11 protein-coding genes and 2 tRNA genes are annotated in these 13,812 nt (G+C 57.9%); 9 read left to right on the top strand and 4 right to left on the bottom strand.

Going from position 1 to position 13,812, the window contains the following annotated elements:
* Window positions 1-11 precede the first annotated feature (11 nt).
* A complete protein-coding gene (gene dusB, locus HMPREF9238_RS01835; RefSeq protein ID WP_016443736.1) occupies window positions 12-1,250 on the top strand; it encodes a tRNA dihydrouridine synthase DusB in 1,239 nt (412 codons plus the stop codon).
* Window positions 1,225-2,070: a type I 3-dehydroquinate dehydratase gene (locus tag HMPREF9238_RS01830; RefSeq protein ID WP_016443735.1), complete on the top strand. Its 846-nt coding sequence runs from the start codon at window positions 1,225-1,227 to the stop codon at window positions 2,068-2,070. The genes dusB and HMPREF9238_RS01830 overlap by 26 nt, the downstream gene beginning before the upstream one ends.
* A 43-nt stretch (window positions 2,071-2,113) precedes the next feature.
* Here HMPREF9238_RS01830 and HMPREF9238_RS01825 read toward each other — a convergent pair whose 3' ends face one another.
* Complete coding sequence (locus tag HMPREF9238_RS01825) at window positions 2,114-3,442, bottom strand: alpha-amylase family protein (protein ID WP_016443734.1); 1,329 nt, start codon at window positions 3,440-3,442, stop codon at window positions 2,114-2,116.
* A gap of 68 nt (window positions 3,443-3,510) precedes the next feature.
* Here HMPREF9238_RS01825 and HMPREF9238_RS01820 point away from each other — a divergent pair, with 68 nt between their 5' ends.
* Together HMPREF9238_RS01820 and dnaG are read left to right on the top strand one after the other, a co-directional pair.
* Window positions 3,511-4,785, top strand: coding sequence for a deoxyguanosinetriphosphate triphosphohydrolase (locus tag HMPREF9238_RS01820; RefSeq protein WP_040316434.1), 1,275 nt, complete (start codon window positions 3,511-3,513; stop codon window positions 4,783-4,785).
* Window positions 4,786-4,819: 34 nt separating this feature from the next.
* A complete protein-coding gene (gene dnaG / locus HMPREF9238_RS01815) occupies window positions 4,820-6,778 on the top strand; it encodes a DNA primase (RefSeq protein ID WP_016443732.1) in 1,959 nt (652 codons plus the stop codon).
* Between the two features lie 116 nt (window positions 6,779-6,894).
* Here the strand turns inward: dnaG and HMPREF9238_RS01810 are convergent.
* Together HMPREF9238_RS01810 and HMPREF9238_RS01805 are read right to left on the bottom strand one after the other, a co-directional pair.
* Window positions 6,895-6,966 (bottom strand) — tRNA-Asn (locus HMPREF9238_RS01810).
* A gap of 68 nt (window positions 6,967-7,034) precedes the next feature.
* Complete coding sequence (locus HMPREF9238_RS01805; protein WP_156824364.1) at window positions 7,035-7,538, bottom strand: hypothetical protein; 504 nt, start codon at window positions 7,536-7,538, stop codon at window positions 7,035-7,037.
* A gap of 126 nt (window positions 7,539-7,664) precedes the next feature.
* Between HMPREF9238_RS01805 and HMPREF9238_RS01800 the strand changes: the two genes are divergently transcribed.
* Window positions 7,665-7,738, top strand: a tRNA-Ile gene (locus tag HMPREF9238_RS01800).
* Between the two features lie 24 nt (window positions 7,739-7,762).
* Here HMPREF9238_RS01800 and HMPREF9238_RS01795 read toward each other — a convergent pair.
* Window positions 7,763-8,908, bottom strand: coding sequence for a hypothetical protein (locus HMPREF9238_RS01795; protein WP_016443730.1), 1,146 nt, complete (start codon window positions 8,906-8,908; stop codon window positions 7,763-7,765).
* A gap of 59 nt (window positions 8,909-8,967) precedes the next feature.
* Between HMPREF9238_RS01795 and rimP the strand changes: the two genes are divergently transcribed.
* From rimP to infB, 4 genes are all read left to right on the top strand, one after another.
* Window positions 8,968-9,456 carry a ribosome maturation factor RimP gene (gene rimP / locus HMPREF9238_RS01790; protein WP_040316433.1) on the top strand — a complete coding sequence of 163 codons (489 nt, stop codon included), beginning with the start codon at window positions 8,968-8,970 and terminating at the stop codon, window positions 9,454-9,456.
* 9 nt (window positions 9,457-9,465) lie between these two features.
* Window positions 9,466-10,509 carry a transcription termination factor NusA gene (nusA, locus tag HMPREF9238_RS01785; RefSeq protein WP_016443728.1) on the top strand — a complete coding sequence of 348 codons (1,044 nt, stop codon included), beginning with the start codon at window positions 9,466-9,468 and terminating at the stop codon, window positions 10,507-10,509.
* Window positions 10,510-10,541: 32 nt separating this feature from the next.
* Window positions 10,542-10,856 carry a YlxR family protein gene (locus tag HMPREF9238_RS08740; protein ID WP_083938933.1) on the top strand — a complete coding sequence of 105 codons (315 nt, stop codon included), beginning with the start codon at window positions 10,542-10,544 and terminating at the stop codon, window positions 10,854-10,856.
* A 106-nt stretch (window positions 10,857-10,962) separates the two neighbouring features.
* A complete protein-coding gene (gene infB, locus HMPREF9238_RS01780; RefSeq protein ID WP_016443727.1) occupies window positions 10,963-13,785 on the top strand; it encodes a translation initiation factor IF-2 in 2,823 nt (940 codons plus the stop codon).
* The last annotated feature ends 27 nt before the right edge of the window (window positions 13,786-13,812 follow it).

Genomic DNA, 13,812 nt, shown 5'->3' with positions numbered 1-13,812 from the left:
CGAGCACAGGGTTGGAAGTAAACACGCATTCCGGTGGTCTGCAGATTGGTCCTATCAATCTGTGGATCCCGGTTGTTTTAGCCCCGATGGCCGGCGTTACGGATGTTCCATTTCGCCGGTTGTGTCGGGAGTACGCTGAGCGAGGGTTGGGCGAGGGGCTGGCAGGCAAGCTCCATGAGGCGAAGAAGAGCGTGGACGCGCCGGCCGGGCTGTTTGTTTGCGAGATGATTACTGCGCGTGCTCTCGTGGAAGGCTCACCAAAGACGTGGCGCATGCTTGAGCCTGACCCTACCGATAGGGTGCGTTCGGCCCAGCTGTACGGGGTTGATCCAGACACGATGGGTAGGGCGGCGCAGATGATTGTGGAGCGCGACCTTGTGGATCATATTGATCTTAACTTTGGTTGCCCGGTTCCAAAGGTTACTCGCAAAGGCGGGGGAGCGGCCCTACCGTGGAAGCGGGACTTACTTGAAGATATTTTGAAGGCGGTCGTGACTGGCGCCGAAAGGGGCGCGAAGTTGATTGGCCGCGATGTACCTGTGACGATGAAGATGCGCATCGGTATTGATGACCGGCACCAGACATACATGGACGCCGGCACTATCGCGCAACGCAGTGGCGTCGCTGCGGTCGCTTTGCATGGGCGCACGCAGGCCCAGTATTACGCGGGCAAGGCAGATTGGAAACCGATAGCGGCCCTAAAAGAAGCGATCTCGATTCCAGTCATGGGGAATGGAGATATTTTCAAGGGCGAGGATGCGCGCGCAATGATGGAGCAAACGGGCTGCGACGCGGTGGTGATTGGTCGCGGTTGTCAGGGCAGGCCGTGGCTTTTCACGGACATCACTTCCGACTTGACGGGCGCCAGGATCGCGAAAATGGAGCCTGATTTGCGCACGGTTGCCCGGATCATTCGCGAGCATGCACAACTGATGAGCGATCACGTTGGTTCTGAGTTTGATGCGTGTCGGAACATGCGCAAACACATTGGCTGGTATTTGCGCGGTTACAAGGTGGGCGGCCAGACGCGCTTGAAGCTGGGGCGTGTGAGTAGCTTGGCAGAGCTTGATGAGCTTTTGGACAGTTTAGATTTGGATCAGCCGTGCCCGAAGTCGGCGGACGGACCGCGCGGCCGAAAGGGACATGAGCGCCGTCCTCATCTGCCCCATGGTTGGTTGGATTCGCAGGTGATTCAAGACGTCGAACGTGCACGGGTTGTAGCTAATGAATCGGTTGCAGATGGGGGCTGAGATGTCGCAGATGACAGTACGCGCCAGAAGCGTTGAACTGGGCGGAGATAGGGCGGCGATTATCGTGCCCCTGATGGGCAAGAATGCGTCTGAACTTGCGCAGGAAGCCCGCGCCGTTGCGGGCAGTGCTGCAGACCTCATTGAGTGGCGAGTGGATCACCTAAGTGATATTTCCAACCCGGTTATTGCCGGGTGCGCGCAGGTCCTTCGCCGCGAGGTCAACTTGCCGATTCTCGCTACATTCCGTACTGAACAGCAAGGAGGGCGCGGAAAGGCAGCAGATTTTGAACGGGTGGCGAGTGCGGTGTTGGGAGCTGGGGCAGCGGATCTGCTTGACGTGGAGTGTGGGCTAGAGCAGCGTCGCCGCGTGGCGTTGAACGCATTTGCAGCTGGAGTTCCGGTGGTGCTTTCAAATCATGATTTCATCTCTACGCCAGGGCCCGACGAGATTGTTGCTGGCTTGCGCCAGATGCAAGGTGAGTTGCTGGAGTGGATCGAGCACTTTGTTGGCGAGGCTGACGATGATGTGGCTGTTCGAGTGCGCGCAGCGGGCTTAGTGAAGGTTGCTTACATGCCGGGTTCAGTAATGGATTCGTTGCGCCTCGCCGCTTGCGCACGTCATTTTGTGGATACGTTTGCGAGTGTTCCGGTGATTGCTGTGTCGATGGGCAAGGCAGGTACGTTTACTCGCGCGTTTGCCGCGAAGTTTGGGTCTGCGGCTACATTCAGCTCCCTGGGCGAGGTTTCCGCCCCGGGGCAGATCGATTTGGATGCGCTGGTGGCTTTCGATAAAGCAACGGGGTGCTTGTCCATAGACTAGTGGACTCTGGCCTGTTCATGATCTAGGCCACCAGCATTGGTCTTTACCTGTTTGTGGCTTTGACTACGGGCGGTACAAACCAGGCGGTGGTGCCGGGTGTGAGCGTGTTTTGTTCCTCGCGCTCGGCGGTGGAGAAGATTTGCGGCGGCCCGGTACGCAGCACGGTTTCGGCGCCGGGAAGAGCCCATTCGCGGGTGGAGTCTGAGCGCAGCAGTAGTTCGTTGTCCAGGGGCACGAATACGTCTTCGTTGGACGTGTTGAATACGCACATGACACTGCCGCTGGTGAATATGCCGACGCCGGGGTTTTGCCATTGCAGACCGCTGACCCACGCGAGGTTCGCGTTGCCCAAGTCGTACTTCTTGCGTAGGCGCAAGGCAAGCTGAGTGTGGGCAAGGCGGCGTTGTTCGATAGAGTTGATGGGCGCCAGGGGCCGTACTGCTACGCCCTTGTAGGTAACGTGTCCGCCGGAGAACCCAAAGGGCAGATAGACCGCGCCGGGAAGCGAGGCAAGGATGACGCGCATGGAGGCACGCCTGGTGGTGTTGGTGTCATCTTCCCAAGAGCCGGGGTAGTTGTTGGGCCGGTCGGGCTCCATAATCAGGCGCGAGTTGACAGCTTTCCACGCGGGTGGCACGCCAATCTTGTCTCTTTCAAAAAGCGAGTTTTCGATCGCCTCAATGATGGCAGTATCGCAGAACGGCGCGCGTTGCAGTCGGTTGTCTATGAAGTTGTGGATCCAGTCTTCCTGCAGGTGGTACTGGTACTGCTCTCGCAGTTCGGTGCGTGCTTCGGCAACGAGGATTTTTTCTTCGGCGAAGTCCGCGAGTTCGAACATGAGGAGGCGAACCAGGTTGGAAAATTCTTCGGCGCGTTGTTTCGCGTCGGGCAGGTTCGGGTTTTCTGCGATGCGGCCGAGGTCAATACCGTCTGCGCCGCTCTTGAGGGCTTCGCGGGCTCTTGTGATTGTAGTGGCCGTAGATTCTTCGGCGCCGTAGAAGGGTTTTAGCGAGGAGGGCAGGTCCGGGGCGTAGTCGGCTCCGGAGAGGCGCACGATGACGCGCAGGCCGGCTTGTTTTCCTGCTTCGATGATCCGATCCAGGTAGATCTTGGACGTGTAGAAGTCGAGGAGGGCGGGGCGGAATACAACGCCGTCGAAGCCAGTGTCCTTAATGGTGGGCATGAGGGTGGCAAGCGTTTTCGCGCCGACTTTGTCGATAATGCCGGGGATTTCAGCGATGACGGGGTTGTGCCACCACGAGCCTGGCAGCGGTGAGCGCCTGTGAATGAGATGCGTGCGCACATACCGCGAGTTTTGAACGGTTTTCGCGGTTTCTTTCTGAATGTGGGAAGGTGCCTGCTGGGTGCTCATGGCTCTATTGTGCCAAATATGTGCGTTGGTTAGGAGAGGTTGTCTGCGGTTGTCGATATGATTGGCCCGTGAGTGTTACCAGGCATGCGTATTCTGATTTTGATCGCGAGCGTTTCGTGAAAGAACGCCCAAAGTCGCCCAATAGAACCGATTTTGAGCGTGATCGCGCGCGAATCTTGCATTCGGCGGCATTTCGGCGCTTGGGGGAGAAAACCCAGGTTCTTGGCCCGGCTTCAGATGATTTTGTGCGCACGCGCCTCACCCATTCGATGGAGGTCGCCCAGGTTGGTCGCGAGATCGGTAAGGAGCTCGGCGCGGATCCGGATGTTGTGGACGCCGCATGCCTGGCGCACGATCTAGGCCATCCCCCATTTGGGCACAACGGAGAGAAGGCGCTTGATTCAATTGCTGGCGATGTAGGCGGTTTTGAAGGCAATGCGCAAACGTTTCGCCTGGTGGTTTGTTTGGAGCCGAAGGTTGTGGGCGAGGAGGGTGAGCCGCGCGGCGTGAATTTAACGCGGGCTTCGTTGGATGCGATCTGTAAGTATCCGTGGGCGCGTGGCGAGGGGCCGGATGTGAAGTATTCGGCGCGGAAGTATTCGGTGTACGAGGATGATCGCGAGCCGTTCGAGTGGATGCGTTCGGGTGCGAAGGGTCGCTGCTTGGAAGCGCAGATCATGGATCTATCCGATGACATCGCCTACTCGGTGCACGATATCGAGGACGCGGTAATGACGGGCAAGCTTCCCCTTGAGGAGCTGCGTGATGATGCTGCGTTCGCAAACGTGGTGGAGCGTACCCGCGAGTGGTACGACAAGGATTTGCAGGAAGATAATCTGCAGGCTGCGCGTGAACGCCTCTTGGCAATGCCGTACTGGTTGTCCTCTTTCGATGGAACATATGCGGACAGTGCGGGTTTAAAGGATATGACGTCGCAGCTGATCGGAAAGTTTTGTTCTGAGGCGGTGGAGGCCACTCGCGCGGCGGCGAACCGCCAGCGCGGGGAAGGCTTGGGCAGGTATGACGCTGACCTAGTGGTTCCTGATGAAACAGCTACTGAGATTATGCTGCTGAAGGGGATTGCCGCGCACTACGTGATGGCTCCACGTGAGATGGAGGGGTCGTATCACCACCAGGGTGGCGTGTTGGTGGACCTGGTGCACGTGCTGTATGAAACGTCGGGTCGCCACCTGCAAGAGCCGTTCGCCTCGCTTTGGCGTCAAACCCCCGACGATAATGCTCGGTTACGCATTGTGATTGACCAGGTTGCCTCGCTGACGGATCTTTCGGCCGCACGCATGCACGCATCGCTGTGCGGCATGTTCGATACGCTTCACCTGTAAGCGCACTTCCTTGCGAATGATTAGGATATAGGGCATGGCTGGGCTGATTCGGAAAGAGGACATTGCGAAGGTTCGCGAGGCCACCGCGATTGAAGACATCGTTAATGATTACGTGACGCTTCGTCCTGCGGGAACCGGATCAATGAAGGGGCTGTGCCCGTTCCATGATGAAAAGACCCCATCCTTCCACGTTCGTCCCCACCTGGGATTGTGGCATTGTTTTGGGTGTGGCGAGGGCGGTGACGCGATCGCGTTCTTGCAAAAGGTTGATCATTTAAGCTTTTCCGAGGCCGTGGAGCACCTGGCGCAAAAATCAGGCATCACGCTTCATTACGAGGAGGGGGCGAAGGGCCCGAACGAGTTCGGCAGACGCCAGCGTCTGATCGACCAGCATAAGATTGCGGAGGAGTTTTACATCCGCTCGCTATCTTCTCCGGAAGCACAGATTGCCCGCGAGTTCTTAGCTCAGCGCGGGTTTGATCGAAACGCCGCTGCCACCTTCAGCATTGGGTATGCGCCTAAAGGGTGGAATAACCTCACTGATCTGCTTCGCTCACGCGGATTTCAAGATCAAGAGATTGTGAAGGCGGGCCTGGCTAGTAACGGCAATCGTGGAATTTATGATCGTTTTCGCGGCCGTCTTATGTGGTCGATCAGGGATTTGACGAGTGCCACCATTGGGTTTGGTGCGCGCAGGTTGCATGAGGACGATCAGGGGCCGAAATATCTGAATACGCCCGAGACCCCCATTTATCACAAGTCCCAGGTGTTGTACGGGCTAGACCTTGCCAAGCGTAATATCGCCAAAAAACGTGAGGTTGTAATCGTGGAGGGCTATACGGATGTTATGGCCGCACACCTGGCTGGTATTGATACTGCCGTGGCAACCTGCGGGACAGCTTTTGGTGCAGACCACGTGAAAATAATTCGCCGCCTGCTGGGGGACGTGGCTAACCCGGCTGCGGGCGTGCAGCTCTCATCGGGTCTTAGTCTTGGGGGAGAGGTTATCTTCACTTTTGATGGTGACGAGGCTGGCCGCAAAGCCGCGCTGCGAGCTTTTGGCGAGGATCAGAGTTTCGCGACGCAAACATTCGTCGCTGTGGAGCGCTCTGGCATGGATCCTTGCGATCTGCGTATGAACAAGGGGGACGCGGCTCTTGTCGAGCTGGTTGAATCGCGCGTGCCCCTGTTTGAGTTCGTTATTCGCTCAACGCTTGCGTCCGTGGATCTCACTACTGCGGAGGGGCGTGTGCACGGCCTTCGTGCAAGCGCTCCGATCGTGGCGGGGATTCGCGATCGCGCACTGCAACGTGAGTATGCGCGGCAGCTGTCGGGTTGGCTGGGCATGGATGTGCGCGAGGTGTTGCACGCCGTGTCTTTGGCCGCGCGTGAGGCTCGTCGCGTCGATCTGCGGGCAGATCGTGGTCATGGCGCACCCGTGCAAGAGGCTCCCGCTGCGATGCGGGTTGGTAATGAGGCTGATCCGATTGTGCGCTTGGAGAGGCAGGCACTGGAGGCAATCGTGCAGCACCCGGGTTACGTTTCGGGCTCGGGTTTTGATGAGCTTGATGGGGATGCCTTCTCAACGCCGGCTTACCGCGCGGTCCATGATGCGATCCGTGCGGGAGGAGGGCTCGCCTCTTACTTGGATTACTTGCAAATCACTGAAGCTGAGGTTGGGGTTGGAGAGGAGGCTACGCGCAGGGCTACCGCGCATTGGAATCAGAGCCTGATCGAGTCAGGCAGTGAAGTGGTGGCAAAGGTGATTACGCAGCTTGCAGTGGCGCCGCTACCGCAAGATGATCCGGACCGACTGCGCGACTACTGCTTTGGAATGGTTCGCGCGCTAGTGCGAAATGGGCTTAACCGCCAGATTGGTTCGCTAAAGGCCTCGCTGGGCCGCTATTCATTTGACTCCGACGAATACCAGGTAGCGTTTGGCGAGTTGTTGCGGCTAGAAGAAAAACGGCGGGCTCTCACAGAAGACCTTTAAACAGTCGGTCGTGGCCCAGGCCGATTAAGGTACGCACCCCCAACAACGGCTCGTTGCCCGAAAGCAGCGGTACCGAGTCATGCAAAAAGCCCGCCTTTACAGACGGGCCTCGTTTGCTCCCGCGGCTGGATTCGAACCAGCAACCGTTCGATTAACAGTCGAATGCTCTGCCGTTGAGCTACGCGGGATTGCTTAGCGCGAAATACACTTTACATACTTTTTCTCCTCGTGCCAAATCGGGTTTTAAGCGCGCCAATTACCCTTCTAATCCAACAGATTCACGCAGGTTTTTCTCCAGTTCGAAAGCCAGTTTTTCCCCTTCGTTATTAAGATCACCACCGGCGGTTAGCGTAGAAAACAGGTTGCCGTTGCTGGAGCGCCGGATGGAGGCGCGGATCCACGTTCCATCCGCAGTTTGGCGTGAGGCTGTAGAAATATACGTGTATTCAACGAACTCTTCGAGTTGCGACATGAATCGACGCACATCGTCTTCCACGGTAACGCAGTGCCAAGGTTCACGGGCGGGATCTACCCAGCGGATGATGAGCATCTGGCTGTTCGCTTCCCACACAGCGTGTTGGATCTCATGCCAGTGGCCAATAAAAGCTACGCCTTCGTCCGTCACCACCACAGGGCCAAGATTCGCCAGAAGTAGCCAGGCTCCGTCCGCAAGCTCGATAGCGGGACGCTTGGCGTCCGTCTTCGTTAAGAAGCTCGCGTGCAGTGCGTTTACTAAGGATTTCGGAAGCTTAAATTTCATAGCTGGAGTCATAGCCTTCACTGTACGGTAACCACGCATTTGTCTCATCACCTCGTGAGAAACTATCCGCGGTGGCCGGCATGATTGGTTTGATTCAGATTCGCCTAGCTGGCATGATTTACCCAGGCCCTGATAGCTCAGTCGGTTAGAGCAGCGGACTCATAATCCGCCGGTCCCGGGTTCGAGCCCCGGTCGGGGCACTTCTGCGCGGGTTTGCCCCGCGCTTATTTTGTTTCGCCGCTCTTGTTGTAGAACGGGGCAATTCCTTCGCCTTCCTCACCCGTGTTGTAGAACGGCGCAAATTGCGTGGGTTCGGTTGGCGCCTGCTTTTGCTCCGCAGATTCGGTAACTCCCGGCGTTGCGGGAACGTTCTCAATGTTTCCCCAGGAGGCCAGCTGCGCGGTAAGCACTTCGAAAGCAAAGGGGCCCTCCGGATCGTCTTCACCGGGCAGGGTGAGGTACGGGTGTGCAACTAGGAACGCCAGATTGGTGGCAAACAGCTCATTTTCCGTGCGTGTAAGGCCGGTTGCACGCCCGTCATTTGCAGGGGCCAAACATGACACAGTGCGTTTGTCTGGAGCCCCAGCGTTGATGGCGCGCTGGGAGAAAGCAACGAGGTCTTCCACCTGCGTGCGGGCAGCTACCTCGGTAGCGGAAGGCCCGTCCGAATCATCTCCCGCTCCGTAGTAGGCAATCCACTGCGCAGCGCAGTCCCATTGTGCGGCCAGTTCGCCAAGATTTTTGAGGTCGGAGCGTCCAGCGACGTCCTGGCGAGGTTCAGCCGCAGGCGCGGCAAAAGCCGGGAGGCTGGGCTCCACTTCGAGAAGGCGTGCCAACTTGAGGCCATCGGCCAGTCTTCCGGCAGCTACGGAGGCGGCGGCCAACCGGTCCTCTTCGGTGTCTAGGTCACTTGCCGCCGCAAGATCAGATGTGGCAGTGCTGATAATGAAGTCGGTAAGCTCGGCCCAGGTTGTGCTGGCCGGCGGCACCGGGTCAGGTAGGGGAGCGCCTTCGGGAGCGTCCTGCCCCCACGGATCCCACAGCCCGCCCAACAGATCGGCGCGTTGCTTCGACTTTTCGCTCAGACTGGCTGAGAAAGCCATGCAGGGCTTGCAGTCGTCTCCGGGTTTCGCAAGGCTGTCAATCACCGCGGTGTCGTTACGAACGAGTTGTTGAAAGAGCGCAACGGACTTGGACACGCGCGGTAGTTGCGGTCCGTCTTGTTCAATGTAAACGCCGGAGCAACCGGTTAGGGTCGCAGCAGCGATCGCGGCTGCGAAGATTGGAACTACAATTCGTTTCGCAACGGTAGTTTGACTTTTCGTGTCGATCTTCGCGCTAGCCACGGATTCGTGCGATATTGAAGCCATGTGTGCATAATAGTCTGATTGAGGGCTCAGGCTCGAACCAGTCCCGCTCTTTAAGGAGAATGATGTCAAAAGCCATCGAGGCTCGGATTGAAGCGCTCGTCGCTCCGATTGTGAGCCGTGCGGATCTTTTCTTGGAATCCGTGACTGTAACTAGGGGCAAGGAACCCCTGGTGCGTGTGACGGTGGACTTGAAGGAGGGCGCGGGTTCGGTTGATGCGGACAGCGTCCTGCAGGTCTCGCGGGAAATCTCGGCGGTCATGGATGAGGACGATCCGATTGAAAGTGCCTACACGCTAGAAGTTTCAACGCCGGGCGCCGAACGTAAACTTGAAACTGCACGGCACTTCTCGCGCTGTATCGGTCATCTGGTGGAGATCAAAACGGAAGCTGGCGAGCGCCTGAAGGGCAGAGTAGTCAGCTCTGATGACCAGAGTGTGACGCTTAGCATCCCGGGCAAGAAAGGTAAGCCTGAGCGCGAAACAACTGTGGCTCTTGATAAGATCACGAAGGCGCATTCGCGCATTGACTTCGGTTCGCTAGGTAAGTAGGAGGCTCGCGTGGAAATCGATATGCGTACACTTCGGGAAGTGGGTGCCTCGCTCGAAATTGACGGTGACACGTTGGTGGCCGCAATTGAGGAAGCCTTGCTGAAGGTTTACCACAAGATGCCTGGAGCTATGGATCAGGCTCGCATTGAGATTGATCAGCGCACCGGAAAGGTTGCCGTGATGGCAACCGAGATTGATGAGGACGATAACCCGATTGGCGAGTTTGATGACACGCCTAAGGAGTTTGGACGTATCGCTACGGCAACTGCTCGTTCTGTGATTGCGCAGCGGCTCCGCGAGGCCGAGGATTCGAAGGTGCTCGGTGATTTCCGTAGTCGTACCGGTTCAGTTGTGGTCGGTACGGTAGAGGCTCAGCGCAATCCTGCTTTCGTGATGTTGCGCGTGGGCGAGTTCGAAGCACGGCTACCTCAGTCCGAACAGGTTCCGGGCGAGGTGTACAACCACGGTGACGTGCTCCGCGCATACGTAGTGGATGTTTCGCGGGGAGAGAAGGGCGCTGCGATCACGGTTTCGCGCACCCACCCAGGCCTTGTTGAAGGCTTGTTCGAGCGCGAAGTGCCGGAAATTCAGCAGGGTCTTGTGCAAATTAAATCGATTGCGCGCGAGGCCGGTCACCGCACCAAGATTGCGGTTGCGGCCACTCGGGAGGGTGTGAACGCAAAGGGCGCTTGCATTGGTCCGATGGGTAGGCGAGTACGTGCGGTAATGACGGAGCTACAGGGCGAGAAGATCGATATTGTCGATTACTCCTCGGATCCGGCTCGTTTTGTCGCTAACTCACTGTCTCCCGCGCGAGTATCTTCGGTCACAATTACTGACCTTGAAGCTAAGAATGCGCAGGTAGTTGTACCTGACTTTCAGTTCTCTCTCGCCATTGGTCGGGAAGGCCAAAACGCGCGTCTTGCCGCGCGCCTGTCTGGCTTCCACATTGATATTCATTCCGATACTGAGGCCGGTCTGGGCGTCATGACGGGTGACATTTCACGTCCTGACGTGAGGCAGGGCTCAGAAAATATAGAACCAACGGACTAAAAATAACGATAGGCTTAAAGGCAAGCGTGCTCATGCATAGCCGTTTCGCGAATGCACCGCGGCGCACGTGCATAGGGTGCCGGGAAGTAGCAACCCCTAATGAGTTGCTTCGCTGCGTTTACAGTGAGGCTCTTGGAACTGTTGTTAGTGACCCGCGCCGGAGCATGTCCGGGCGAGGAGCCTGGATCCATCCTCGGCAATCCTGTCTAGATCGGGCAGTGAAAAAGAAGGCGTTTCACCGCGCCCTTCGCTTGCCTGGGGGTGAAAGCCGTGTTTCCTTCTCGATAAGTATTTCCGCTCGAGAGGGAAACCAACCAACGCGCAGGGAGCGCGTTGCGGACGAGTAAATGGAAGCGGGTTGGAAGCTGATGGGCACCCGATGAGTACCCAGCGATGAGCTACCAGCAGAAATAAACGTCCGTCCTGTTCGGGGCGGACCTGAACAGGAGAGTTGTGGCAAAATTGCGTGTACACGAGCTCGCAAAAGAGCTCGGAATCACGAGTAAAGAACTACTTGCGCACTTGAAAGAAAATGGTGAGTTCGTAAAGTCGGCGTCGTCCACGATCGAACCCCCAGTTGTGAGAAGAGTTCGCAAGACCCTTGGCGCTAAGCTCGAGTCTGAGCAAAGTAAAGAGTCACCAAAGGCCGAGAAGTCGGCCAAGGCGGCGAAATCTGCGGCCAAGACTGAAGCCAAGGAAGCAAAGACCAAGAAGGAACCGGCGAAGGCTAAGGCTAAGATTTCAAAGCCGGAGGCGCCGGCGCCAAGTCCTGCTGACGTCATTCCCGGCCCAGCTCAGGTAGCTAAGCCAAGTGCCGTGAAAAAGGAGGCTTCAGAGCCTACAGAATCTGAAGCTGTGAAGAAGGCAGAAGAGCCGAAGCCCACGGATGAAGCCGCGCCGCGCCCAGGCAATAGCCCATTTGCTTCGCAGCAGGGTATGCCTCGTCCGGGACCTCGCCCGGGAAATAACCCGTTTGCAACCCAGCAGGGGATGCCTCGTCCGGGACCTCGCCCGGGGAACAACCCGTTTGCAACCCAGCAGGGGATGCCCCGGCCGGGTGGAGGTCGTGGTGCGGATCGCAATGACAAGCCGCAGCGCGGTCAGCGAGGCGGACGCAATGCGTCCGAGGCCGCACCTGCGCGCGGCAGCAAGAGGCGCGGACCTCGTCCGTCGCCGATGATGATGCCCGGTCACTCCACGCTTGCGCAGCCGGACGCCAATAGCGCTCCCGAGCGCGGCAACCGCCAGAGCAGGCGTTCTAACCGTTCGGGCGCCCGGCAATCACAGGCCCCCAGCTTTGGCCAGCAGCCGCCAATGTCCGCACCTCCCCGCGGAGGTCGCGGTGGACGCGGCGCAACGCAGGGCGCGTTTGGTCGGGGAACCGGTAAGCGCGGACGCAAGTCGAAGCGCGCGAAGAGGCAAGAGTTCGAGCAGCAGAATGCACCTGTCATTGGTGGTGTGCAGATTCAGCGTGGCAACGGTGAGATTATTCGTATCCGCCAGGGTGCTTCTCTTGCTGACCTAGCGGAGAAGATCGATGCGAATCCCGCATCGCTCGTAACCGTTTTGTTTCACCTTGGTGAGATGGCAACCGCAACGCAGTCGCTCGATGAAGATACCTTCACCCTGTTGGGCGAAGAGATCGGCTACAAGGTTGAGGTGATCTCCCCGGAGGATGAGGACCGCGAGCTCCTTGAGTCCTTCGACATCGATCTCGAGGCAGAAGAGCTTGACGACGTGGAGCACCTTGCACCGCGTCCGCCGGTTGTAACCGTCATGGGTCACGTTGACCACGGTAAAACCAAGCTTCTTGATGCCATCCGTCACACGGATGTTGTGGACCGCGAGCACGGTGGTATTACGCAGCACATCGGCGCGTACCAGGTGCACGTGAAGCACGACGGCAGTGACCGTCTGATCACGTTCATCGATACGCCCGGTCACGAAGCGTTTACGGCAATGCGTGCTCGTGGCGCGCAGGTAACGGATATTGCGATCCTGGTTGTCGCAGCAGATGACGGCGTGATGCCGCAGACCGTTGAGGCGATCAACCACGCACAGGCCGCTGACGTGCCGATTGTCGTGGCGGTGAACAAGGTTGATAAGGATACTGCGAACCCGGACAAGATCCGCCAGCAGCTCACGGAATACAACCTCGTTGCTGAAGAATACGGCGGCGACGTCATGTTCGTCGATGTATCCGCAAAACAACGCAAGGGCATTGGTGACCTGCTTGAGGCAGTCCTGCTCACCGCTGACGCGGCCCTCGATCTGGAGGCGAATCCGGATACGGACGCCCGCGGCGTTTCGATCGAAGCGAACCTGGATCGGGGTCGAGGAGCGGTTGCAACAATGCTGGTTGAGCGGGGCACGCTACGCATTGGTGACGCCGTTGTCGCAGGCTCGTCCTATGGGCGTGTCCGGGCGATGTTCGACGAGTGGGGCAATGACGTTCAAGAGGCTGGCCCGGCACGTCCGGTTCAGGTGCTTGGCCTAACGTCCGTGCCGCGCGCAGGTGACTCATTCCTGGTGGCACCCGATGACCGCACGGCCCGTCAGATTGCCGACAAGCGCGAGTCTGCAGAACGTCAGGCTCAGCTGGCTCGCAGGCGCAAGCGCGTCACGCTTGAGGACTTCGATAAGGTCCTTAAGGAAGGCAAGGTTGACACGCTCAACCTCATCATTAAGGGTGACGTTTCGGGTGCTGTTGAAGCGCTTGAAGATTCGCTACTCAAGATTGATGTGGGAGAAGAAGTTCAGCTACGCATCATCCATCGCGGTGTCGGTGCAATTACGCAGAACGATGTTAATCTCGCAACGGTTGATGACGCTGTCATTATTGGCTTCAACGTCCGTCCGAATGAGCAGGTCGCAAGCCTGGCCGATGAAGAGGGAGTGGAGATCAAGTACTACACGGTCATCTACCAGGCGCTTGAAGAGATTGAAGCGGCCCTCAAGGGCATGCTGAAACCGATTTACGAAGAGGTACAGCTTGGCACGGCCGAGATCTTGCAGGTCTTCAAGTCCGGTAAATTCGGCAACATTGCTGGTTCGATCGTTCGTAAGGGCATCATCAAGCGCAACACGAACGCACGGCTTGTCCGTGACGGCGTTGTGGTTGCGGAGGATCTTAAGATCGAATCGCTTCGCCGCGAGAAGGATGACGTCACCGAGGTTCGCGAGGGTTACGAGTGTGGTATCACGCTGGGCCACAAGGACATTCAGGTTGGTGACACCATCGAAACTTGGGAGATGCGCGAGAAGCCACGCGACTAGCGCCATTTCCAAGTAGTGCCGGCTCCC

Source organism: Gleimia europaea ACS-120-V-Col10b (assembly GCF_000411155.1).
Lineage (GTDB): Bacteria > Actinomycetota > Actinomycetes > Actinomycetales > Actinomycetaceae > Gleimia > Gleimia europaea_B.
The sequence above is the reverse complement of the archived record's forward strand: the minus strand, read 5'-3'. Positions and strand labels throughout refer to the sequence as shown.